24 protein-coding genes are annotated in these 23,540 nt (G+C 64.5%); 13 read left to right on the plus strand and 11 right to left on the minus strand.

What is annotated here, in order from left to right; genetic code table 11:
- Position 1: 1 nt before the first annotated feature.
- Positions 2-1,102 (minus strand): carbohydrate kinase, encoded by a 1,101-nt coding sequence (locus RTQ83_RS04500; protein WP_409456079.1) that lies wholly within the window; start codon positions 1,100-1,102, stop codon positions 2-4.
- 304 nt (positions 1,103-1,406) lie between these two features.
- Between RTQ83_RS04500 and xapA the strand changes: the two genes are divergently transcribed.
- From xapA to RTQ83_RS04530, 6 genes are all read left to right on the plus strand, one after another.
- A complete protein-coding gene (gene xapA / locus RTQ83_RS04505; protein WP_312511497.1) occupies positions 1,407-2,249 on the plus strand; it encodes a xanthosine phosphorylase in 843 nt (280 codons plus the stop codon).
- A 27-nt stretch (positions 2,250-2,276) separates the two neighbouring features.
- Complete coding sequence (locus RTQ83_RS04510) at positions 2,277-3,470, plus strand: phosphopentomutase (protein WP_312511498.1); 1,194 nt, start codon at positions 2,277-2,279, stop codon at positions 3,468-3,470.
- A complete protein-coding gene (gene deoC, locus RTQ83_RS04515) occupies positions 3,467-4,423 on the plus strand; it encodes a deoxyribose-phosphate aldolase (protein ID WP_312511499.1) in 957 nt (318 codons plus the stop codon). The genes RTQ83_RS04510 and deoC overlap by 4 nt, the downstream gene beginning before the upstream one ends.
- 15 nt (positions 4,424-4,438) lie before the next feature.
- Complete coding sequence (locus RTQ83_RS04520; protein WP_409456076.1) at positions 4,439-6,817, plus strand: aldehyde dehydrogenase family protein; 2,379 nt, start codon at positions 4,439-4,441, stop codon at positions 6,815-6,817.
- A gap of 149 nt (positions 6,818-6,966) precedes the next feature.
- Positions 6,967-8,289, plus strand: coding sequence for a thymidine phosphorylase (gene deoA, locus RTQ83_RS04525; protein WP_312511500.1), 1,323 nt, complete (start codon positions 6,967-6,969; stop codon positions 8,287-8,289).
- A 10-nt stretch (positions 8,290-8,299) separates the two neighbouring features.
- Complete coding sequence (locus tag RTQ83_RS04530) at positions 8,300-8,704, plus strand: cytidine deaminase (RefSeq protein WP_312511501.1); 405 nt, start codon at positions 8,300-8,302, stop codon at positions 8,702-8,704.
- A gap of 51 nt (positions 8,705-8,755) precedes the next feature.
- Here the strand turns inward: RTQ83_RS04530 and RTQ83_RS04535 are convergent, their stop codons facing one another.
- Complete coding sequence (locus tag RTQ83_RS04535; protein ID WP_290416846.1) at positions 8,756-9,292, minus strand: DUF2058 domain-containing protein; 537 nt, start codon at positions 9,290-9,292, stop codon at positions 8,756-8,758.
- 112 nt (positions 9,293-9,404) lie between these two features.
- Complete coding sequence (locus RTQ83_RS04540) at positions 9,405-9,812, minus strand: VOC family protein (protein WP_312511504.1); 408 nt, start codon at positions 9,810-9,812, stop codon at positions 9,405-9,407.
- A gap of 118 nt (positions 9,813-9,930) precedes the next feature.
- On the opposite strand from RTQ83_RS04540, the gene RTQ83_RS04545 reads away from it, so the two are divergent.
- Positions 9,931-10,638, plus strand: a complete 708-nt coding sequence (locus RTQ83_RS04545) for a DUF2076 family protein (protein WP_312511506.1) — start codon at positions 9,931-9,933, stop codon at positions 10,636-10,638.
- 117 nt (positions 10,639-10,755) lie between these two features.
- Positions 10,756-11,205: a Rid family hydrolase gene (locus RTQ83_RS04550; RefSeq protein WP_312511508.1), complete on the plus strand. Its 450-nt coding sequence runs from the start codon at positions 10,756-10,758 to the stop codon at positions 11,203-11,205.
- Positions 11,206-11,225: 20 nt separating this feature from the next.
- Here RTQ83_RS04550 and RTQ83_RS04555 read toward each other — a convergent pair whose 3' ends face one another.
- Positions 11,226-12,605: an HD domain-containing phosphohydrolase gene (locus tag RTQ83_RS04555; RefSeq protein WP_312511509.1), complete on the minus strand. Its 1,380-nt coding sequence runs from the start codon at positions 12,603-12,605 to the stop codon at positions 11,226-11,228.
- Between the two features lie 165 nt (positions 12,606-12,770).
- Here RTQ83_RS04555 and RTQ83_RS04560 point away from each other — a divergent pair, with 165 nt between their 5' ends.
- Positions 12,771-13,817 (plus strand): SDR family oxidoreductase, encoded by a 1,047-nt coding sequence (locus tag RTQ83_RS04560; RefSeq protein ID WP_312511510.1) that lies wholly within the window; start codon positions 12,771-12,773, stop codon positions 13,815-13,817.
- Positions 13,818-13,872: 55 nt separating this feature from the next.
- Here RTQ83_RS04560 and RTQ83_RS04565 read toward each other — a convergent pair whose 3' ends face one another.
- On the minus strand, positions 13,873-14,748 hold the full coding sequence (locus tag RTQ83_RS04565) for an HNH endonuclease signature motif containing protein (protein ID WP_312511511.1): 876 nt from the start codon (positions 14,746-14,748) through the stop codon (positions 13,873-13,875).
- Positions 14,749-14,875: 127 nt separating this feature from the next.
- Here RTQ83_RS04565 and RTQ83_RS04570 point away from each other — a divergent pair, with 127 nt between their 5' ends.
- Positions 14,876-15,418: a gamma carbonic anhydrase family protein gene (locus RTQ83_RS04570; RefSeq protein ID WP_312511512.1), complete on the plus strand. Its 543-nt coding sequence runs from the start codon at positions 14,876-14,878 to the stop codon at positions 15,416-15,418.
- 11 nt (positions 15,419-15,429) lie between these two features.
- Here RTQ83_RS04570 and RTQ83_RS04575 read toward each other — a convergent pair whose 3' ends face one another.
- A complete protein-coding gene (locus tag RTQ83_RS04575) occupies positions 15,430-17,037 on the minus strand; it encodes an alkaline phosphatase D family protein (RefSeq protein ID WP_312511513.1) in 1,608 nt (535 codons plus the stop codon).
- 233 nt (positions 17,038-17,270) lie between these two features.
- Between RTQ83_RS04575 and RTQ83_RS04580 the strand changes: the two genes are divergently transcribed.
- A complete protein-coding gene (locus RTQ83_RS04580) occupies positions 17,271-17,522 on the plus strand; it encodes a glutaredoxin domain-containing protein (protein ID WP_312511515.1) in 252 nt (83 codons plus the stop codon).
- A gap of 57 nt (positions 17,523-17,579) precedes the next feature.
- Here the strand turns inward: RTQ83_RS04580 and RTQ83_RS04585 are convergent, their stop codons facing one another.
- The 5 genes from RTQ83_RS04585 to RTQ83_RS04605 form a co-directional block, all read right to left on the minus strand.
- Entirely contained in the window at positions 17,580-18,374 is a 795-nt protein-coding gene (locus RTQ83_RS04585; protein WP_312511517.1) for a LytTR family transcriptional regulator DNA-binding domain-containing protein, read from the minus strand.
- A gap of 7 nt (positions 18,375-18,381) precedes the next feature.
- Positions 18,382-19,284, minus strand: a complete 903-nt coding sequence (locus RTQ83_RS04590) for a histidine kinase (RefSeq protein ID WP_312511519.1) — start codon at positions 19,282-19,284, stop codon at positions 18,382-18,384.
- A 7-nt stretch (positions 19,285-19,291) separates the two neighbouring features.
- A complete protein-coding gene (locus tag RTQ83_RS04595) occupies positions 19,292-19,600 on the minus strand; it encodes a hypothetical protein (protein WP_312511521.1) in 309 nt (102 codons plus the stop codon).
- Between the two features lie 158 nt (positions 19,601-19,758).
- On the minus strand, positions 19,759-20,370 hold the full coding sequence (locus RTQ83_RS04600; RefSeq protein WP_312511522.1) for an energy transducer TonB: 612 nt from the start codon (positions 20,368-20,370) through the stop codon (positions 19,759-19,761).
- Positions 20,371-20,387: 17 nt separating this feature from the next.
- Entirely contained in the window at positions 20,388-20,957 is a 570-nt protein-coding gene (locus RTQ83_RS04605) for a GNAT family N-acetyltransferase (RefSeq protein ID WP_312511524.1), read from the minus strand.
- Between the two features lie 165 nt (positions 20,958-21,122).
- Here RTQ83_RS04605 and RTQ83_RS04610 point away from each other — a divergent pair, with 165 nt between their 5' ends.
- A complete protein-coding gene (locus RTQ83_RS04610) occupies positions 21,123-22,439 on the plus strand; it encodes an aspartate aminotransferase family protein (RefSeq protein ID WP_312511526.1) in 1,317 nt (438 codons plus the stop codon).
- 69 nt (positions 22,440-22,508) lie between these two features.
- Positions 22,509-23,513: an FAD-dependent oxidoreductase gene (locus RTQ83_RS04615; RefSeq protein ID WP_312511527.1), complete on the plus strand. Its 1,005-nt coding sequence runs from the start codon at positions 22,509-22,511 to the stop codon at positions 23,511-23,513.
- The last annotated feature ends 27 nt before the right edge of the window (positions 23,514-23,540 follow it).

The raw sequence follows: 23,540 nt of genomic DNA on the forward strand, positions 1-23,540 counted from the left end.
GTCAATTCGTGAGGAGTGGTTCGTGGAAGCCGTCGAGACGGCTGAAGTCGGGTTGCGTACAGACGGTCTGCTCGCAAGAGATGGTCATGGCGGACAATTCCAGGCCGCGGCGGCAGGCACGCGCCAGGTCGGTTTCGCCTTCGTACAGCGACCACACGACGGCGGCGGCGAAGGCGTCGCCGGCACCGGTGACGTCGACGATGTTCACGCGCGGCGGCGGCAGGGTACTCAGGCCGCCCGGGATGGTGAAGCTGACGCCGGCCGCGCCGCGGGTAACGATCACGTCCTGCACGCCGTCCTTGCGCAGCTGCTCGCAGGCGCGCGCGATGTCGGCGTTGTTCGCCAGCTTACGGCCGACGCGCGCGGCCAGTTCGCCTTCGTTCAGGATCAAGAGGCGCAGGCCATACAGCTCTTGCGGCAGGCGCTCGATCTTCGGTTCGGACACGGCCACCACCACCATCGGCACGCCGTCATTGCGCGCGCCTTCCAGCAGGGCGGCGACGGCGTCGTGCGGCAGGTTCAGGTCGGCCACGATCAGGGCCGCGCCAGCGCGCTGCTGTTCGCGGCTGGCGAAGAAGTCGGGGGTGAGGGCGTCATTGATCGCCATGTCGGCCAGCGCCACGCGCATTTCGCCGTCATGGTCCAGCACCGCGGTATAGGTGCCGCTGGCGGCGCCGTCGATGCGCAGCGCGCCGCGGGTGTCGATCCCGGCTTCGTCGGCATGCGCCAGCAGCGAGCGGCCCGAGGCGTCGCCGCCGACCGCCGTGATCAGGGCCGCCGGCGCGCCCAGGCGCACCAGGTTCTCGGCGATGTTGCGCGCCACGCCACCGAAGGATTCGGCCTGGCGCGCGGGATTCGAGGTGCCCAGGCTCAATGGCCCGAGCGTGCGCAGCTTGCGGTCGAGATTCGCGGCGCCGATGCAGAGCACCGGACGGTGGTCGGGCAGCACGTAGGCGCGCCCGAGAATGCGGCGTTCGCGCACCAAGGTGGCGATGTAATTGGCAACTGCGGAGCGCGACAGGCCGAGCTGGGTTGCCAGATCCTGCTGCGAGATGAAGGGGTTGGAGCGGATCAGCTCGAATAATTGTTCTTTTTTGGGCATCGCGCTCAAGCTCGGCTTTCTGACATTTGTTTGTCCATCCTAGGCATTTGTTTGAATTGTGTCAACGACCCGGTGCAGCTGTAATCAAAGTGCTTGAGTCAGTGTATGCATAGCAACAATTTCTGACCAGACTTATCTATAAAAGATATAAATCGCCAAGAAATTCGGTATTTGCCATACATATCGACCTTCATGCATAGTTATAATAGTTAGCTGACCACAGTCTTACGCCCATGCAATTTCCGGGCCACAGGCTCTCGCTCCGTCCTCCAATACCCCATACCGTTCATCGACAAGGAATATCATGTCCAGCAATACTCCATTCGAAGCCGCCGACATCATCCGCGCCCGCAAGCCGGGCTTTACGCCGCGCGTGGCGCTGATCCTCGGTTCCGGCCTGGGCGTGCTGGCCGAGCAGCTCACCGACGCCGTGTCGATCGGCTATGCCGACCTGCCGGGCTTCCCGATCAGCACCGTGCACGGCCACGCCGGCGAACTGGTGCTGGGTGAGATGAACGGCGTGCCGGTCGCCTGCATGAAAGGCCGTGGCCACTTCTACGAAGGCTACGGCCCGGGCGTGATGACCTCGGCGATCCGCACCCTGAAACAGATCGGCTGCGAACTGCTGTTCGTCACCAACGCCGCCGGTTCGCTCAACGTCGAAGCCGACGCCGGCAGCCTGGTCGCGATCACCGACCACATCAACTTCCTGCCGGGCAGCCCGATGGCCGGTCCGAACGACGACCGTTTCGGCCCGCGCTTCTTCAGCATGTCGAACGCGTACGACGCCGAGACCCGCGAACAGGTGAAAGCCGCCGCGCAGGAGAAGGGCATCACCCTGCACGAAGGCGTGTACCTGGCCGCGGCCGGCCCGCACTTCGAGACCGTCGCCGAAATCCGCGCCTTTAAAACGCTGGGCGCCGACGTGGTCGGCATGTCGCTGATCCCGGAAGTGATCGCCGCGCGCCACTGTGGCCTGAAAGTGACCGCCGTGTCGGCGATCACCAACCTGGCTGAAGGCCTGTCGCCGTTCGCGCTGTCGCACGATCAGACCCTGAAGTACGCGGCGATCGCGGCCCAGGACATGGTCGCGCTGATCCCGGCCTTCATCGAGCGTTTCGGCCAGAGCCCACGCACTGACGCCTAATCCATTCAGACTGAGAAAGCGAAGACCATGTCACGCGCATTCATCCTCCTGCTTGATTCCTTCGGCATGGGCGCCTTGCCCGATGCCGATAAATACGGCGACGCGGGTACCAATACCTTCGGCCACATCGCGCAATGGGCGGCGAAAGAAGGTAAACCAATGTCGCTGCCGCACCTGGAGCAACTGGGCCTGGCCGCCGCTGCCCACAAGGCCAGCGGCGAATGGGCTGCCGGCTTCGACCGGCGCGACGGTTTTAGCGGCGCCTGGGGCGTCGCCCGCGAGCAGTCGACCGGCAAGGACACGCAGAGCGGTCACTGGGAAATCGCCGGCGTGCCGGTGCTGTTCGACTGGGGTTACTTCCCGAAGACGGTGCCGACCTTCCCGGCCGAACTGACCGACAAGCTGCAGGCCTTGAGCGGCGTGCCGGGATGGCTGGGCAACTGCCACGCCTCGGGCACCACCATCATCAACGAGCTGGGCGATGAGCACGTCGCGACCGGCAAACCGATCCTGTACACCTCGGCCGACTCGGTGCTGCAGATCGCCGCGCACGAAGAGCACTTCGGCCTGGAGCGCCTGTACCAGCTGTGCGAAGCGGCCTATGAACTGGTCAAGCCGTACAACATCGGCCGCGTGATCGCACGCCCGTTCGTCGGCGCCAACGGCGACTACAAGCGCACCGCCAACCGCCATGACTACGCAGTGCCGCCGACCAGCCCGACGCTGCTGGATCACGTCAAGGACGCCGGCGCCGAAGTCATCGCACTGGGCAAGATCAGCGACATCTTCGCCGGCCAGGGCGTGACGCGCCTGGTGAAAGGCCCTGACAATATGGCGCTGTTCGACCGCCTGCTGGAAGTGGCCGACGAGGCGCCCAGTAAATCGCTGACGTTCGTGAACTTCGTCGACTTCGACATGCACTTCGGTCACCGCCGCGACGTCGCCGGCTACTCGAACGCGCTGCACGAACTCGATGCGCGCCTGCCGGAATTCATGGCCAAGCTGCAGCCGGACGACCTGGTGGTGATCACCGCCGACCATGGCTGCGACCCGACCGCGCCGGGCTCGGACCACACCCGCGAACACATCCCGATGATCTTCTTCGGTCCGAACGTCAAGCCGCAGGAACTGCCGACGGCGAATACCTTCTCGGACATCGGCGCCACCCTGGCCAAGCACCTCGGCGTCAAACCACTTTCGAACGGAACCGCACTGCTATGACCCAGCCGCTGGACTTCAAACGCAACATCGCCATTCCCCTGGACCTGGGCCTGGTCAACAGTATCAAGGTCAACCGCAACGCCGCCGATCGCCGCGCCGCCAGCCTGGCGAATCGCCGCACGGTCAAGAAGGAATACCAGGCCGCCTGGCTGGTGCGCGCCATCGAATGCATGGACCTGACCACGCTGTCGGGCGACGACACCCCGGGCCGCGTCGAGCGCCTGTGCATGAAGGCGATGCGCCCGCTGCGCACCGACTTGATGCAGGCTCTGGGTCTGGATAGCCTGAGCACCGGCGCCGTGTGCGTGTACCATGAGATGATCACCCCGGCCGTCAAGGTGCTGCAGGGCCGTCTCCCGATCGCCGCCGTGTCGACCGCATTCCCGGCCGGCCTGTCGAGCATGGAAACCAAGCTGCGCGAGATCGAGCTGTCGGTGGCCGCCGGCGCGACCGAGATCGATATCGTCATCACCCGCCAGCACGTGTTGACCGGCAACTGGCAGGCGCTGTACGACGAGATGGTCGCTTACCGCAAAGCCTGCGGCGACGCGCACGTGAAGGCGATCCTGGCCACCGGCGACCTGGTGACGCTGGAGAACGTGGCCAAGGCTTCGTGGGTCTGCATGATGGCAGGCGCGGACTTCATCAAGACCTCGACCGGCAAGGAAGGCGTCAACGCCACCATCCCGGTTTCCTTGGTCATGGTGCGCGCGATCCGCGACTACTACGAGCAGACCGGCTTCCAGGTCGGCTACAAGCCGGCCGGCGGCGTCTCGACCGCCAAGTCGGCGCTGCAATACCTGACCGTGATGAAGGAAGAACTGGGCAACGACTGGCTGCAGCCGCACCTGTTCCGCATCGGCGCATCGAGCCTGCTGACCGACATCGAGCGCCAGCTGGAACACTACGTGACCGGTAACTACTCGGCCGCTCACCGCCACGCGCAACCCTAATTTTCCGGATTCGTCATGCCAACAATTAAAGAGATTCTTCAGACCATGGATTACGGCCCCGCTCTCGAGACCACCAAGGAAGCGCTCGCGTGGCTGGACCAGCACGGCCGCCGTTTCGGCCTGTTCATCGACAACGCCTGGAGCGACGCGGGCGAGACCTTCGCCACCAATAACCCGGCCGACGGCGCCGAACTGGCGCAGGTAACGCAAGCCACCAATGACGACGTCGAACGCGCCGTCGCCGCCGCCCGCCGCGCCCAGCCGGGCTGGGTCGCCCTGGGTGGCCATGGCCGCGCCAAGATCATGTACGCGCTCTCGCGCCTGCTGCAAAAGCACGCGCGCCTGTTCGCGGTGCTCGAAACGCTCGACAACGGCAAGACCATCCGCGAAACCCGCGATGCCGACCTGCCGCTGGCCGCGCGCCACTTCTATCATCACGCCGGCTGGGCCCAGCTGCAGTCGGAAGAATTCGCCGACTACCGCGCCGTCGGCGTGGTCGGCCAGATCGTGCCGTGGAACTTCCCGCTGTTGATGTTGGCGTGGAAGATCGCACCGGCGCTGGCCGCCGGTAACACGGTGGTATTCAAGCCGGCCGAGTACACGCCGCTCACCGCCTTGCTGTTCGCCGAGATCTGCCAGCGCGCCGGCGTGCCGGCCGGTGTCGTCAACATCGTCACCGGCGATGGCCGCGTGGGCGAAGCGATCGTGAATCACCCTGGCATCGACAAGCTGGCCTTCACCGGCTCGACCGAAGTCGGTCGCCTGATCCGCAAGGCGACTGCCGGCAGCGGCAAGAAACTGTCGCTGGAACTGGGCGGCAAGTCGCCGTTCATCGTGTTCGATGACGCGGACCTGGATGCCGCCGTCGAAGGCCTGGTCGATTCGATCTGGTTCAACCAGGGGCAGGTGTGCTGCGCCGGTTCGCGTTTGCTGGTGCAGGAATCGATCTACGAGCGCTTCATCGTCAAGGTGAAGGCGCGCATGCAGAACCTGCGCGTCGGCTCGCCGCTGGATAAATCGAACGATATCGGCGCGCTGGTCGATCCGGTGCAGCAGCAGCGCATCCACGGCCTGGTCGAATCGGCGCGTGCCGAAGGTTGCGAAGTGTGGCAGCCGGATGTCGAGCTGTCGACGACCGGCTCGTGGTACCTGCCGACCCTGATCACCGGCGCCTCGACCTCGGCCGCCGTGGCGCAGGCCGAGATCTTCGGACCGGTGCTGGTGGCGATGAGCTTCCGCACCCCGGGCGAAGCGGTGCAGCTGGCGAACAACACCGTGTACGGCCTGGCGGCCTGCGTGTGGAGCGAGTCGATCAGCCTGGCGCTGGACGTGGCGCCGCAGATCAAGGCCGGTGTGGTGTGGATCAACACCGCCAACCAGTTCGATGCGGCGTGCGGCTTCGGCGGCGTGAAGGAATCGGGCTTTGGCCGCGAAGGCGGCAAGGAAGGCATGTACGAATACCTGGTGCCGCTTGCCGAAGATGCGCGCCCAAGCGCACCGGTCGTGGCGCAGAAGGGCAGCGTCAAGCAGTCGGACGAAGGCAGCCCGTTCGCCGTCGACCGCACCGCCAAGATCTACATCGGCGGCAAGCAGGCGCGCCCCGACGGTGCCTACAGCCGCGCGATCAACGGCGCCAATGGCGAGTTCCTGGCCGACGTCGGCGAGGGCAGCCGCAAGGACATCCGCAACGCCGTGGAAGCGGCGCACAAGGCGTCCGGCTGGGCCAAGGCCACCGCGCACAACCGCGCGCAGGTGCTGTACTACATCGCCGAGAACCTGGCGATCCGCGCCGACGAATTCGCCCAGCGCATCGCGCAGCAAACCGGTTCGAAGGATGCCGCGCGGGAAGTAGCTGCCTCGATCGAACGCCTGTTCTACTGGGCCGCATGGTGCGACAAGTACGACGGCGCGGCGCACCAGCCGCCGATGCACGGCATCACCGTGGCGCTGAACGAACCGGTCGGCGTGATCGGCGTCGTGTGCCCGAACGAGAACCCGCTGCTGGGATTCATCTCGCTGGTGGCACCTGCGCTGGCACTGGGCAACCGCGTGGTGGCGGTGCCGTCGCAAGCGTATCCGCTGTCGGCCACCGACCTGTACCAGGTGCTGGACACCTCGGACCTGCCGGGCGGCGCGCTGAACATCGTCACCGGATCGAGCGACGAACTGGCGCGTACGCTGGCGTCGCACCATGACGTGGATGCGGTGTGGCGGCATGACGGTTCGGCGGAAGGCTGTGCTGAAGTCGAGCGGCTGTCGGCTGAATCGCTCAAGCGTACCTGGGTCGGCGGCGCCAAGGGCCGCGACTGGTTCGATGCCAAGCAGGCGTGCGGCCGCACGGTGCTGCAGCATGCGAGCCAGGTGAAGAATGTCTGGATTCCGTACGGCGTTTAATTCAGTGCCCGGGATTTTGTAGGGTTGGCGGCTCTGCCGCCGACGCGGTGATTGGTAGCGGCTCCGTTCTCGTGCAGGGACCGGGACCAGTTAACTATCACCGCGTCGGCGGCGAAGCCGCCAACCCTACGTTTTTGAAAGATACGTTTATGTTCCTCCCCCAAGAAATCATCCGCAAAAAGCGCGATGGCGGCATCCTCAGCGCCGAGGAAATCCAGTTTTTTGTCCGCGGCATCCCTGACGGCAGCGTCACCGAAGGCCAGATCGCCGCACTGGCGATGGCCGTCTACTTCAACGACATGACCATGGACGAGCGCGTCGCCTTTACCCTGGCGATGCGCGATTCGGGCCAGGTCATGGAGTGGAAGTCCCTGAACCTGCCCGGCCCGGTGGTCGACAAGCACTCGACCGGCGGCGTCGGCGACGTGGTCTCGCTGATGCTGGGACCGATGATCGCGGCCTGCGGCGGCTTCGTGCCGATGATCTCGGGCCGCGGCCTGGGCCACACCGGCGGCACGCTCGACAAGTTCGATTCGATCCCGGGCTACAGCACCGTGCCCGATCCGGATAAATTCCGTGAAGTGGTGAAAGACGTCGGTGTGGCCATCATCGGCCAGACCGCTCAGCTGGCGCCGGCCGACAAGCGCTTCTACAGCATCCGCGACACCACGGCGACCGTGGAATCGGTGGCCATGATCACCGGCTCGATCCTGTCGAAGAAGCTGTCGGCCGGCCTCGATGCGCTGGTGATGGACGTGAAAGTCGGCAGCGGCGCCTTCATGCCGACCCCGGAAAAGTCGCTCGAACTGGCCGAGAGCATCGTCACCGTCGGCAACGGCGCGGGCACGCGCACCTCGGCGATCCTGACCGGCATGAACGAGTCGCTGTGCCACGCGGCCGGCAACGCGGTCGAAGTGCGCGTCGCGATCGACTACCTGACCGGCAAGTCGCGTCCCGCGCGCCTGCACGAAGTGACGATGGCGCTGTGCGCCGAGATGCTGGTGATTTCAAGCCTGGCCGCGAGCGACGAGGAGGCACGCGCCAAGCTGCAGGCCGTGCTGGATTCGGGCGAAGCGGCCGAGCGGTTCGCGCGCATGGTCAGCGCCCTGGGCGGCCCGGCCGACCTGATGGACAAGCCGGACGCGCACCTGGAAACCGCGCCGGTCATCGTGCCGGTGCCGAGCATGCAGGCCGGCTACGCATCGTCGGTCGACACCCGTGGCCTGGGCCTGGCGGTAGTGGCGCTGGGTGGCGGACGGGTGCGTCCGCAGGATACGATCGACTTCGCGGTCGGCCTGACTGATCTGGTGGAACTGGGCGAGCAGATCGCCGTCGGCCAGCCGCTGGCGACCGTGCATGCGCGTACCCAGGCTGCCGCCGAGCAGGCGATCCGCCAGGTACAGGCCGCCTACGCGATCGGCCCTGAGAAGCCGGCCGCCGAGCCGATGATCCACCGCACCATTCGCCCGTAAGAGGCCTGTCATGAAATACACGAAACTGATCGACGAAGCGCGCGCGGCGCGCGAACTGGCCTATGCTCCCTATTCGAAGTTCAAGGTGGGTGCGGCGCTGGAATGCAGGGATGGGCGCATCTTCCCCGGCTGTAATGTGGAAAATGCCGCCTACGGCCTGTGCAACTGCGCCGAGCGCACCGCGTTCTTCAGCGCCATCGCGGCCGGCTACCAGCCGGGCGACTTCGCTGCGCTGGCCGTGATCGGCCAGACCGACGGCCCGATCGCACCGTGCGGCGCGTGCCGCCAGGTAATCCTGGAGTTGGGTGGGAATGAACTGCCGGTGGTGCTGACCAACCTGAAAGGGGATGTGTTCGAGACCACGGCTGCCGAGCAGCTGCCGAATGCGTTTGGCGGACGTGATCTGAACCCGTAACGGTTCAATGATGCGGTGCGCGCGCCGATAGCCGGCCGCGCACCGCAGGCATCACCACATCAGATCGTCCGGAATCTTGAAGTCCGCGTACGGATCGTCCTCTTCCACTTCCTGCACTTTTTTCTTGATCTGCACCACGATCGATGCGTCGCGCTGGGCGATCTTTTCGCCGATCACGCGCGGCACCAGCTCGAAGCTGCCGTTCATGTGCACGATCACCAGGCGGCCGGCCACCAGATGCTCGACGATCTGCGACGTCACGTGGATGCGCTCGATCTTGGTGCCGAAGGTGAAGTTGTAGGGCACGTCGCCCTTGCCCTTGGGCTGCTTGTTCTGCTGCACCAGCTGGGCGATCTGCGCCAGGATCGCCTTCTGCGTCGCGGCGGCGTCGCGCTGGGCGTTCAGCTCGCGCGCGCGTTCAGCGTTCTTGCGCTGCATTTCCAGCGCCGCTTCGCGCGACTCGTTGACCTTGTCGACGCCGGTGCGCAGCGCTTCCTTGTGTTGCTTGCTCTTGTCCTGGTTGGCCAGCTTGACCTTTTTCTTGTCGACCAGGCCGGCTTTCAGTAACTGCTCTTGCAGCGAGACCATATTCTGCTTCCTTCGAAATGTATCCGGCCGCTCGCTGGGAGCGGCGCCAGGGCGCTAGCATAGCAAACAAGCGCCGCCGCAAGCGAATCTCGGCCCGACTTCCGATCGCCTTTCAGCCGGCCCACGGATCGTAGGTGCCGACCTGCCACACATGGCCCTCCGGATCGCGGCACGAGAACGCACGCCCGCCCTGCGGCACGTCGCCGATGGTCTGCAGGATGGCGGCGCCGCTTTCCACCACGCGCGAATAGACCTCGTCCGCGTTCTCCACGTGCAGCCAGATGGTCTGCGTCTGCAGTCCGCCCGTCTTTTCGGGCGTGGTCAGCAGGGCGCCATAGGTGTCGTCGGCATGGGTGCCAAGCATCAGGAGGCCACCGCCCAGCGCCAGTTCGGCATGGGCGACCGAATCGTCCGCGCCCGGCACCACCAGTCGCCGCTCGAAGCCAAAGTTGCTGCACAGCCAGTCGATCATCGCCGGCGTATCGCGGTAGCGCAGGCTGGGAACCACGGTCGAGTTCATCGCATCTCCTGGAACGGTTGATCGGAAACCAATGGTAGCAGTGCGCCGCTGAACTTGAAATCGCGATGACTGATCCACAACATAGGGTGTATCCGAACCGTCCAACAGGAGCCCCACCATGAATGCATCCGACACACAAAAGTTGCAAGATTTCCTGAACCAGCTGGTCCAGGCGCGCGGCGTGGCGAAAGACCCGGAAGCCGACGCGCTGATCCAGCGCGCCGTGGCCCAGCAGCCGGACGCCGCCTACCTGCTGGTGCAACGCGCCTTACTGGTGGAACAGGCCCTGGGCAATGCCCAGAACCGCATTGCCGAGCTGGAAAACCAGGGCGGACGCAGCGCCGGCGGCTTCCTCGATCCGAACGCCTGGGGCAACTCGGCGCAGACGCGTCCGTCGAACCCGGTGCCTGGCATGGAAGGCGGCCGCTACCAGCCGGGAGCATCGGGCCAGCAGACTGCGCCGGGGGCACAGGCTGCACCGGCGCAGGACGGCTTCATGCGCGGCGGCGCCGGCAGCATGCTGGGTACGGTCGCGGCGACGGCGGCCGGCGTGGCAGCCGGCAGCTTCCTGTTCCACGGGATCGGCAATCTGCTCGGCAACAATGGCAATGATGCGTCGAACCACTTGCTGGCAGATAACGCGGCCGGTGGCGCGGGAGCGGACAGTGTGGCCGACCAGTCCGGCAGCCCGCTGGCCGACCAGGCCGGGCTGGGCGCGATCGACGAACCCGGCGGCGGGCTGGATGACAGCCTGGCCGACAATGTCGACGACGAACCGGGCGGCTTCTTCGACGGCGACGGTTCGGATGAAGGTTTGTTCGGCTGACGGATGAGAAACGTGTCGGCGCTCAAGAGAGCATGAAAATACAAGGCATCCGGTGGGGCAAGTCAGCAGAATAGGGCCGGTCAATGCGGCCCTATCGCCAACTCACCTGGAACCTGTATGAACACATCTGCTTCGCTCGAGAAAAAAGTCGCCAACCACGGTGTCGCCTGGGAAGACATCTACGGCTATTGCCAGGCCGTGCAGGTCAAGGACGTCATCTACGTGTCCGGCCAGCTCGCCCACGACCGCGAAGGCGGGCTGGTCGCGCCGGCCCCGCTCGACGACGATGGAAAACCTGCTGACTTTTCCAACATGGAACCGCAGATGCGCCAGACCTACCTGAACGCCGCCGCATTGCTGGCCGAGTTCGGCGCTACGCTGGACGATGTGGTGGAAGAGACGCTGTACGTGCTCGACGTCGATGCCGCCTTCGCCGTGGCCGGCAAGGTTCGCAAGGAACAGTATGGCGTCGCGCGTCCGCAGTGCGCCAGCAACCTGATCGGCGTGTCGCGGCTGGCGTTTCCGGCGCAGCTGATCGAAGTGACGCTCCGCGCGATCGTGAAGTAAAACAGTCGCTGCGGTTGGTTTCAGGCGGCCTGCGCCTGCGGCGCCAGCGCGCGTTCGAGTGCGGCGAAGCAGTCCGAATCGAGCGCCGTGCCGACCGTCTTTTTCATCATTTCCAGCGCCTGCGGCACGGGAATGGCCGCGCGATACGGCCGCTCGGCGGTAATGGCATCGAAGATGTCGGCGGTGGTGATGATGCGCGTCTCGAGCGCGATGTCCTGCGCCGCCAGGCCGCGCGGGTAGCCGCTGCCGTCGAGCCGCTCATGGTGCGCGCCGGCGATCGTCGCCAGCTCGGAAAAGGCGCGCACGCGCGCCAGGATGCGCTCGCTGTAGACCGCGTGCTGCTTGACCGCGTCCCACTCGTCGCGATCCAGCGCGCCCGGCTTGTCGAGCACGCTATTGCTCACGCCCAGCTTGCCGACGTCGTGCAGCAGGGCGCCACGGCGCAGCCAGCGGCGCCGTGCCTGCGGCAAGCCCAGGCCTTCGGCGATCAGGTCGGTGTAGTGCGCCACGCGCGCGCTGTGGCCGCTCGTGTACGGACTCTTGGCGTCGACCACCTGGCCGAAAGCGGCGGCGGTGTCGTCGAGGTAGTCGTCGTCGACCGGCAGCTCGCGCTCGGCCTGGACCAGGTCGGCCACCGCGCGCTCCAGTCCCGGGTCGGCCAGGCCGTCCCACAGCGCGTCGCTCGCGGCCACGGTCTCGAACGCCTCCACCAGGCGCGGGTCGAACCAGCGGCCGTTGCGGCGTTTGACTTCGGCCATCGCCGCCGCACGTCCGCCCGAGGTGTGGAACACGTCCACCACCTGGGCCAGCAGGGCGATGCGCGAATATACCGGAATGCGCTCGCCGCGCACGCGGTTCGGGCGGCCCTTGCCGTTGTAGTGCTTGTCCAGGCCGAAGATGCCCTGGGCCACGCTTTCCGGAAAGCGCAGCAGACGCGCGATCTCCGCGCCGCGCTGGCAGCGCGTGCTGACCAGTTCGCAGGCCAGGCGTTCGCCGCCGGCCACCACTTTCAGGATGCTCAGAAAGCGCTGCGCCAGCGGCGCCTGCAGGCCGGCATGCGACAGCACGAACGACAGCGCCTCGGGCAGGCTGTCGCCCATGCTCATGTAGTCATGCTTGAACCGGCGGTCGTCGATCATGTACAGCTCGAAGATGCGCGCCGCGTTGCTGCTGCAGCCGAGGTCTTTCAGCAGGATCGTGTAGTACAGCTCGCGCAGCTGCGACGGCGACAGGCCGGCTTCGCGGCCGATGTGCACGCCGATCCAGCAGGCGCGCATGCAATGTCCTTCGGGCTGGCCCTCGGTGATGTCGAGCGCGTAGCTGAACGCGCTCATCAGTTCGGACAGGCGCAAGGTGACGCCGCCGACGGCGGAAAAGGGAGGAACGGCGAGGGATGTCATAAACAAAACTATTGATGCTATTTAGAAATTTTTCAGATTCTATACTGAATCTGAAAATAATGGTTTTCAGTTTGAATCAGTCGGACTCCGTTGCATTGCCTGGTGGACGACGCGCTTTACCACGGAGCGCTATGCTGTTGCGCTTGTCATCGATAGGAGCACTTCATGGCTGGTCAATACACTGCGCTGGTAGTCGGCGCGAGCGGCATCATCGGCAACGCGGTCGTGCGCGAGCTGAAGGGGCGTCCGGACTGGCAGGTACGCGCCTTGCCGCGCACCTTCGTCGACGGCGTCGAGACGATCAAGGTCGACCTGCTGGACCCGCAAGCCACCGCCCGTGCTCTGGAAGGCGCGCGCGACACCACCCACGTGTTCTACGCGGCCCTCAAGGGCGGCACCGACCTGCTCGACGAAGAGCGCATCAACGGCGGCATGCTGCGCAACCTGCTCGACGGCCTGAAGGCAGTCGGCGCGCCGCTGCAGCGCGTGGTGCACTACCAGGGCGCCAAGGTCTACGGCGTGCATCTGGGGCCGGCGCAGGCGCCGTTCTACGAGGACGATCCGCGCCACATGACGCCCAATTTCTACTATGCCCAGGAAGACCTGCTGCGCGAGCGCGGCGCCGCCGGCGACTTCGAATGGTCGATCCTGCGGCCCGACGTGGTGGTGGGCGACATCGCCGGCAACCCGATGAACATCGTGATGGTGATGGGCGTGTTCGCCGCGCTGAGCAAGGCGGCGGGCGTGCCGCTGCGCTTCCCGGGTAGCAGCAAGGTGTATTCCGGCGTGCTGGCGCAGACCACCGACGCCGACTGGATGGCGCGCGCCAGCGTGTGGGCGGCGCTCGATCCTGCCGCAAGCGGCGAAGCCTTCAACCTGGTCAACGAGCCGTTCCGCTGGGAGCGTGTGTGGAAGCACGTTGCTGCGGTGTTCGACATGGAAGTCGGCACGCCGCAGCCATTCTCGCTGGCCAAGCAGATGCCGCTCAAGGCGGATGCATGGCAGCGGCTGGTGCAACAGCATGGGCTGCAGTCGCTGCCTTACGAGAAGCTGGTGGGGTGGTGGTTCGGGGACTTCGTGTTCAATACCGAGTTCGATATGGTGTCGGACATGGGCAAGATCCGGCGTGCCGGGTTTACCGAGGCGGTGCAGACCGAGGCGACGATTGTCACGGCGATCGAACGGCTGCGGGCTGCGAAACATTTGGCTTGATATCCGACCTCATCTAGATTCATGCCGGCTGAGTTGACGCTTGTGGACCCAGATATTACCAAGTCGCTTCGTTGTCAGATTCCTGTGCCGACTTTTGACTAAAGAGCAGAAAGTGATAGCCCATGTGTGCCTCAAACTTGTCGCGCTGAATCTCATCAAGGTTTTCTATCGGGAGCCTGGCGTCCGCTTTGATTCCCAAATCAAGCGCTATCTTTTTAATTCTTAAGTTAAATCTGATCACGTAGCCATCTTTAGTTTTCTCGAAACTTAGCAGGTGTCGATCGAAGAGTTTGTCGACATGCGCCGCGAGCAGCAGTCCATTGGCAGGATCGAGACGCTGATTATCGTCTGAATCCTTCCATGCGCGGATATGCGAAGCAATAAGAAGTTCTGGCACGGCGATGCCAGTGACTGCACAAGCCTCGCCGTTTTTCCATGCATGCGTAACGCCGGCGCGGAATTTTCCTTGACCAACGCGTGCCAAGATCTGGGTCGGCCTTTCTGTATCTGCGATCGAGCCCTCAATGACGGCGATGTCATTCACTAGTTCAGCCGTTAACTTCTCGACTTCGGTTGGATATATGGTTAACACGACATTGCGGGCTGGGCCGTTATAGTTGTTGATTTCATTATCTTTCCATACCGCTCTATGTAACGCCTTTTTCGAAAGGTCAATCTCAATCGTCGATTTTCCCCACGAATCATTGCTGACCTCTTGATTGCGGAATTTATCGTAATCTAACGTCAGTAACATTGATTGATCTGTATGGGAATAATTCAGAATTACTGCTTCGTACGTATGTTCATCATCCTCGCCTATCCGATGTTCGGTTGTGGTTAATAACTTCCCTAGTGTGGGTTGTGATGTGGTGTCCAGAACGATGCTTTCGATTGAATATTGCCAAGTGATTTGAATGTTAAAAATTGGCATGTGTCATCTCCGGTAAGGTCGAGTAGCTGTGATTATGGAGAAAAGTGCCGTCAGCGCAGCGCACGCCAGTAAGAAGACTATATAAATTTCTTGTACTAAATCTGTTTGTTTGGCAATATTTTCGCTTATGCCGACATCCTTCTATCTCGACGTCACCCCGCAACTCGCCGCTGGCGTCTATCTCCACGATTCCGCCCAGGTCATTGGCAGCGTCCGCATCGGTCCCGATTCGTCGGTCTGGTGCAACGCCGTTCTGCGCGGCGACGTCAACGACATCGTCATCGGCCATTCGACCAACATCCAGGACCTGACCGTGGGCCACGTTGCCCATCGCACCCCGCACAAGCCGCAGGGCTCGCCCTTGATCATCGGGGACTACGTCACCGTTGGCCACTCGGCGATCCTGCACGGTTGCCGCATCGGCAATGACTGCCTGATCGGCATGGGCAGCATTCTGATGGATGACGTGGTAGTCGAAGACCTGGTGATGCTCGGCGCCGGCAGCCTGGTCCCGCCCGGCAAGACGCTGGAAAGCGGCTTCCTGTACATGGGGCGGCCGGCCGAGAAGGTGCGGCCGTTGACCGATGCCGAGAAGGCCTGGCTGCGCTACTCGGCCGAGCACTATGTGCGGGTCAAGAACAATTATCTGAATCCAGCCAATCAGACGTAGAGCGCCTGACTTTACACACCCGCCGCCGGTAGCGTCTGCGCAAACTGCGAGATGCCGTCGAGGTTGAACAGCTCGACCTTCATCGCCTTGGTGCGAGGGTCGATATTGATCTCACCAAAGAACTGGTAGCCAGCAAATGGCGAGGAGTTCTGGATCAGCGGGCTTTTCGAAAATACCGCGGTGGGGCCGAAGGTTTTGTCGAGCACGCCCGGGCCGAAGGTGCCGGCATTCATTGGGCCAGCGACGAATTCCCAGAATGGCGAAAAGTTCGTGAACCGGGCTTGGGCGGGATCGTAATAGTGGGCGGCGCAATAGTGGACGTCGGTGGTAATCCAGACCACGTTCGGGACTGCCTTGATACCGCTGAGCAGGCGGGCCATTTCGAGTTCGCGGCCGAGCGGAACGCCGTCGTTGCCGTTGGCGAGCGCTTCCCACAAGGCTTCACCCTGGGCATTGTTGCCGTCGCCGACATTCAGGCCGATGGGCATGTCGGCGGAGATGACTTTCCAGGTTGCTTTCGAGGCCTTCAGCTTTGCGATCAGCCATTCCACCTGTTCCCTCCCGAGAAATGCCGAACTGGCGTCTTCCACGGTTTGCAGGTTGGTACTGTTCGGACCACGGTAGGTGCGCATGTCCACGACGAAGACGTCCAGCAGTGGGCCGTGCGAGATGGCGCGGTATATGCGTTGCGGTTCGCTTTGCTTGTAATAGCGCATCGGCGCATATTCGAGGAAGGCGCGACGGCCGCGGGTAGTGAGGGTGGCAATGCTTTTTTCGGTGTAACGCGCATCGCTCGATAGGTCCTTGGCGGCGCTGTAGTTATTCGTGACTTCGTGATCGTCCCATTGCCAGATCTGCGGTACCTGAGCCGCGAACTTGCGGAAGTTCGCGTCCATCATGTTGTAGGCATGGCGGCCACGGTATTCCTTCAGCGTTTCCGCGACCTTGCTGACTTCTTCGGTGACCAGATTACGCCATACTTTTCCGTTTTCCGCGGTTACCTGGGTCAGGATAGGGCCGTCGGCATAAATCGTGTCGCCGTTGTGGATGAAAAAATCCGGGTCGCGCAAACGCATCGCTTCATAGATTTTCATGCCGCCAAAGTCGGCGTTGATACCCCAGCCCTGGCCGCACTGGTCGCCGCTCCAGTGAACACGCACGGGCCGGATTGCATCGGCGGGCGGCGTGGTCCTGAACTGCCCCGAGAGGGTTTCGCTTTCGATTTTGGGATTGTGGGGATCCACATAGCGCACACGGACGAATACCGTTTGCCCGGCCGGCAAGCCGCTCAAGTCGACACGGGTCGTGAAATCGGTGGCGTCGCTGGCAGTGGGGCCAACGATGCGGTTCGGATTGGTGAAACGGTCGCTGGTATCGTATTCGACGATCATCTGCGCATTGCGATCGCTTCGGCTCCAGATGATCGCCCGGTTATCCGTGATGTCGCCGAACTGTATTCCCGACGGCATCCTGGGCCGCTCGCTCTCGCTGACACCGATTGACGCGTGGCTGCGGCTGCCGCCGCAACCCTCGAGCAGCAGGGAAGCGCCCAATGCCGAACTGCCCACCAAGGCCCCGCTCTGGGACAGGAAACTGCGACGCGAAATCGATGAAGTCATGCTGGGCTCCGATATTTGAGTGCGAGCCAGCTTATTTTTTTAATATGACGTGACGATGAAATCGGCTAATCAACCGGAAGGCAGAGGAGGCACACCGAAGCCGAACCCGTGATCACAGCCATGGGTTCGTTGACGCACGGCGCGGCCGGTACTACCAGTCTAACCTTGAATCCACGATCTACTGGATCGTCACATTTTCACAAGGAAACTTAGCTGTTAAAGAAAGAGATAACATGTCAATTGAATCCAAACAAGCATTGCTGCACCGTATGGTCACGCCAGAACATATTTGTCCATTTGGCGTCAAGTCGCTGGAATTATTACAACGGGCGGGTTACCAGGTTGAGGATCATCAGTTGGCTACCCGAAGCGAAGTAGATGCCTTCATGCAGGAGGAGGGAGTCCAGACCACGCCGCAGACCTATATTGACGGGAAGCGCATAGGCGGATATGACGAACTTGTCGTGTTTTTAGGCGAGAAGTAAAGGAAAACCGCCCGGCCGGGCAGCTCCATGCATGCCCTCGGCTGCCCGAATCCTTGATCACATCTGCTGGAACAGCGCCCCGTGATTGCGGCTCACTTCCAGCTCTTGCGCACAATCGCGCAACCGCAGCATCTGCCGCCCACGCATATCGCGCCGCACTTCGAGAATGGCGTCGACCCGCACCAGGGTCGAGCGATGAATGCGCCAGAACTCGTCCGGATCCAGCTCTTCCTCCAGCTCCTTGAGCGTCTTGCGGATCAGGTGCTGGGCGGTGGCGGTCTGCACCCGCGTGTACTTTTCGTCCGACTGGAAGAACAGCACTTCACGCGTGCTCACCATGCGCAGGCTCTGGCCGGACTGGGCCTGGATCCAGCGCAGGTAAGGGCGCTTGGCATCCGGCGGATCGGGCTGCAGCAGGCGCTGCCCCAACGCGGTCAATTGCGCCAGTTGCGCCAGCTGCGCACCGATATCCTGCGGCTGCTTTTCCAGACGACGCTTGAGACGCGACACCGTGGTCGCGAGCCGGTCCGGCGTCACCGGCTTGAGCAGATAGTCGATCGCACCATGCTCGAAGGCGTCGATCGCGTACTGATCGTAAGCGGTGACGAACACGATGTGGCAGCGGTCATACAGCTGGCGCGCCGCATCGATGCCACCCAGGCCCGGCATGCGGATGTCGAGAAACACGATGTCGGGCTGAAGTTCGCCAGCCATTGCCACCGCTTCGGCGCCGTTGCTGGCCTCGGCCACGATGCGCAGTTCGGGCCAGGCCTGCAGCAGGCGCACGCGCAACTGGTCGCGCATCGGCGCTTCGTCGTCGGCAATCAGGGCGGTCGGAGCAATCGTCGACATGGTGCGTTCAGTCATCCTCGGTCATGCGATACGGCAGCCGGATCGACACGCAGGCACCGCCGCCAGGCGGAATCTCGATCGCCAGTTCCGCCGCTTTCCCATACAGCAGCGCCAGGCGCTCGCGGATATTCGCCAGCCCCACGCCTTCGCCCGCATGCAGGTCGATGCCGACGCCATCGTCGCACACGTCCACATGCAGCGTGGCGCCGACCACCTGCGCGCGCACCAGGATCGTGCCGCCGCTGACCTTCGGCTCCAGGCCGTGCTTGATCGCGTTCTCGATCAGCGTCTGCAGCATCATCGGCGGAAACGGCGCGCTGCCGAGGAAGTCGGGCACCTCGAAGCGCACGGCCAGCCGCTCCTTCATCCTCGCCTGCATGATGGCGAGATAGGCACGGGACAGCTCGACCTGCTTGCCGAGCGTGCCGCCGCTGCCTTTGCCGTTCCTGCTGCGCATCTGCGGCAGCGAGGCGCGCAGGTATTCGATCAGGAAGCCGTGCACGCGCGCCGCTTCCTTCTGGTCGGTCTCGATCAGCTGGCCGATCAGGGCCAGGGTGTTGAACAGGAAGTGCGGTTCGACCTGGGCCTGGAGCGTGGCCATCTGCGCTTCCATCAGCCGCCGTTCCAGCGTGGCGACATTGGCCTTGTCCGACGCTTCACGCGCCAGCAGTTCGGCGCGGCGCTTGCCGCCGGCCAGCACCTTGACGCCGAACGAGATCAGTACGAACCAGATCGCCGGCTCGGAGACGGCGAAGAAGAAACCGGTGACCAGCGCCAGGAACCAGATCAGGTACAGCTGGCGCCATTCGACCAGCGCCAGCCAGTCGAAGAAGCGCCACCACAGCGCGCCGGCTTCGCGCACGGCATCGTGCACGAAGTCGAGCGCGCGGTTGATCTGGGTGGCTGCCATGTTTCGCTTATCCCTGCGACTGAGAACTGTGCTGCGGATCGTGTGGTTTATAGACCTCGATATCGCGCGGCCCGCGGTTGAACACGATGCCGGCGACAAACTTCAGCACCAGCAAGGCAATGAACAGTCCCAGCACCAGCGGCACGATGGTCACCAGCGCGGCCAGCGCGATCGCGGCCACCAGCAGCACCGGCCACGGCATGCGGCTAAGTGTACGGGCGCCGGACTTGGCCAGGCGCCAGCCGGCGCGGCCGGCGACTTCCATGTCGCGCAGGATCGATTTGAAACGGCTGGAGGGCGTATGGATGGTTTTCATGCGAGCGTATCCTTCTCGGTGGACGATGAGGTTACTCTAGGGGCGCGCGCCGGCCGGGCCAAGCCCGATCCGACGAAGCGCATGCCGATCGGGTTTAACGGTCGTTTGGGCGGATGAACGGGAATGCCCGGGCGGCGTCAATACGACCGCGGCGCCCCTTATTCTTCGATCAGCTTGAGCGCTTCCTGGCGCATCACGTCCAGCATGCCGGACGCCGGCGTACGCGCGCAGGCCGCCACCGTGGCGTCGATCAGCGGCTCGACCGCCGGGAACGAGCGCTGGGTACCGGCGCGGTGCAGGCTGTAGATCAGCATGCCGATGCTCTCGACCATCACCGGCATCTCACGCAGCCGGCGCTCGGGGAAGGTGGCGGCCTGGTAGGCGGCGTCGACGTTGAAGTCGGCGCAGGTCTTGGTGGCGACCGTGGTGCTGTGGTCCTTCAGGAAGCGCACCCGCACCAGGCCGCTGGCACCATCAAGCGCGGCGATGTCCATGCGCTTGGCCATCGTCACCGCCAGCGCGTCCAGCTCGGCCGAACGCGACGAGGTGCGGACCGTGGCCGTGCGCTCGCGCGCCTCCGCGTCCACGGTGAGTTCGACCACCGCTTCGCCCTGCACGCCGCGGCGCGCCAGCGCCGCCGGATAGGCGGCGTCGGCCGCATACACCACCACGTCGCGCCAGGCCGGCACCGTGGCCTGGGCCGCCACCGATGGCGCCGCGCCGGCCAAAGCCGCCAGTGTCAATGCCGCGCATGCCGTCAAGGTCTTCATCGTCTCGCTCCGCATCGTCATCCGCGCACCGCCTTGCGTTCGTCCCAATAGCTGCGCAGCAGGCCGTAGTTCACCGTGTCGGCATACTGGCCATGCACCAGCCAGCGCTGCGGCATGTAGCCTTCCTTGCGAAAGCCGAGCTTTTCCAGCACCCGGCCGGATGCTTCGTTGCGCGGGTCGATGTCGGCTTCCACCCGGTTCAGGCCGACCTCGCGGAAGCCATGGTCGAGCGCCGCTTCGATCGCCTCGCTGGCATAGCCCTTGCCCCAATGCGCGCTGGCGACCGCGTAACCCAGTTCGCAGCGGTGGTTCTGGTTGAAGAAGTGGTGCAGCTTGACGGTGCCGATCAGCTGTCCGCCACGCACCAGTTCGACCGCGAAATGGATGTCGGTTTCGTCGCGGTAGCCTTCCAGTGCCCTGGCGATGGCGGTCTCGGCGAACGAGATGTCGGTCCAGGCCTCGGCACTCCAGAAGCGCACCACGGCGGGGTCGGAAAAGATGGCGAACAGGCCGGCGGCATCGTCCGTCTTCAGCGGGCGCAGCACCAGGCGTTCGGTGGTCAGGACAGGGGTGAAATAGGTCGACATGCTCGGCGTTGTCAATGTGGTAAGCGGTAGCATACCATTGCTGTGCGCCATGTGAACAACGGTGTTGGAGAGTGCCGGGCGGTTGCAGCGCCGTTGTGATTGCCAGAAGCCCGAATATTGTTCAAACTGCATTGATGCCGGCGTCACCGGGTCGAGGAGAACAGCATGAACCAGTCCAGGCCGCACTCGATGTCATCCTTCTGGATGCCGTTCACCAACAACCGCGACTTCAAGCGCGACCCGCGCCTGCTCGTGGCGGCCGAAGGCATGTACTACCGCGACGTCGACGGCAACCAGATTCTGGACGGCGCTGCCGGCCTGTGGTGCGTGCCGTGCGGGCACGGCCAGCCGAAAATCGCGCAGGCGATCGCCGCCATGGCCGGCCAGCTCGACTACGCGCCCACGTTCCAGATGGGCCACCCGGCCGCCTTCGAGCTGGCCGAGGCGCTGATGGAATTCAGCGGCCACCGCTTCGGCCATGTGTTCTATACCGGCTCCGGTTCCGAGGCGGTGGACACGGCGCTCAAGATCGCGCTGGCCTACCACAAGGCGCGCGGGGAGGGCGGGCGCACGCGCCTGATCGGACGCGAGCGCGGCTACCACGGCGTCGGCTTCGGCGGTCTGAGCGTGGGCGGCATCGGCGCCAACCGCAAGAACTTCGGCCCGCTGCTGCCGGGGGCCGACCACTTGCGCCACACCCACGACCTGGAGCGCAATGCCTACTCGCGCGGCGAACCGGCGTTCGGCGCCGAACTGGCCGACGACCTGGAACGCCTGGTGGCGCTGCACGATCCGTCCACCATCGCCGCCGTGATCGTCGAGCCGGTGTCCGGTTCCACCGGCGTGCTGATTCCGCCCAAGGGCTACCTGCAGCGCCTGCGCGACATCTGCGACCGCCACGGCATCCTGCTGATCTTCGACGAGGTGATCACCGGCTTCGGGCGACTGGGCACGCCGTTCGCGGGCGACTATTTTCGTGTCGAGCCGGACCTGATGTGCGCCGCCAAGGGCATCACCAACGGCGCGGTGCCGATGGGCGCCGTGTTCAGCAAGGGCTTCATCCACGACGCATTCATGGACGCGCCGCCGGGCATCGAGCTGTTCCACGGCTATACCTATTCCGGACACCCGCTGGCCTGCGCCGCCGCGCTGGCCACGCTGGACGTGTTCCGCGAGCAGGGCGTGATGGAGAATGCGCGCGCGATGCAGCCGTACTTCGAGGATGCGCTGCACGCGCTGCGCGGACTGCCGCACGTGATCGACCTGCGCTCGATCGGCATGATCGGGGCCGTCGAATTGGAACCGATCCCCGGCAAGCCCGGCGCGCGCGGCTATGCGGCGCTGAAGGCGGCTTTCGCAGATGGCCTGCTGATCCGCACCACCGGCGACATCATCGCGCTGTCGCCGCCGCTGGTGCTAAGCCGCCAGCATGTCGACGAGTTGTTCGGCAAGCTGGCGGCGGTACTGAAACGCCTGGAATAGCACCTCACCAAGGCCGCAACGAACGGCCCGACCCATCTCCGGCCAACACCAACAAGAAAGAGAGAGAAGATGATCGCATTGACCGAACCGCAGGCCGTGGCCGTGCCGGCTGCTTTGCAGACCGCCGCGCAATCGACGTACCTGCGGCTGGAGCCGGCCGCGCCGACCGGCAAGCTGGTCGCCGTGGTCGGCGCCGGTCCGTCCGGCACCGCCTGCGCGCACCGCCTCGCCATGCTCGGCAACGACGTGCTGTTATACGAGGCGCGCTCGCGCGAGCGCATGGCGCAGACGCCGTCGCCGCTGGATCCGCCCAAGGCGGAAGAGTTCGCGCGCCTGCTGGCGGCGGGCCGCATCCGCGTCGAGTACGGGCGCAAGCTGGGCGACAACCTCGACCTGGCCGCGCTGCATCTGGCGTACGACGCCGTCTACCTGGGCGTCGGCCTGGCGATGGCGCGCGTGCTGGGTCTGAGCGGCTTCGATGCGGCCGGCCTGGCCGACGCAGGGCGCCAGGTCGCCGCCGTGGTTGCGAGCGAAGACTTGCCGGCACTGGCGCTGCTGCCGATGCAGCGCGCGGTGGTGATCGGCGCCAGTCGCGGCGCGCTGGCGCTGGCATTGCGCCTGAAGGCGCTCGGCGCGCAGGACGTGACGCTGGCGCTGCGTCATGCGCTGGCGCCCGACGGCGATGAGATGCAGGCCGCGCGCGAACACTTCATTCGCGTGCGGCCGTGGGTGGCACCGCTCGACGTGCTGCACGATGAAGATGGCGCGGTCGAAGCCGTGCGCTTCGAGCAGACCCGCCTGCTGGACGGCTGCGTGGTCAACACCGGCGGCTTCACCGAGATCGCCGCGCATGCGGTGTTCAAGGCGGTCGGGCGCGCCACGCTGGCGCCGGACGGCGCCCTGCGGCGTCTGTCGTGCGAAGGCGACCGGATCCAGGTGGACGGGTGCTTTCGCACCGCGTTGCCGGGCATGTATGCCGGCGGCGACTGCATCGCCTCCCGGCTGGAAGCGGTGGATGCGCTGCGCCACGGCGAGCGCGCGGCGCGCGTGATCCACGCCGACCTGCAGGCTTGATGAGCACGCGGCGGCAGGCCGGGTGAA

Origin of the sequence: Massilia sp., from assembly GCF_031995545.1 — a bacterium.
In the GTDB taxonomy this organism is placed as follows: domain Bacteria; phylum Pseudomonadota; class Gammaproteobacteria; order Burkholderiales; family Burkholderiaceae_D; genus Telluria.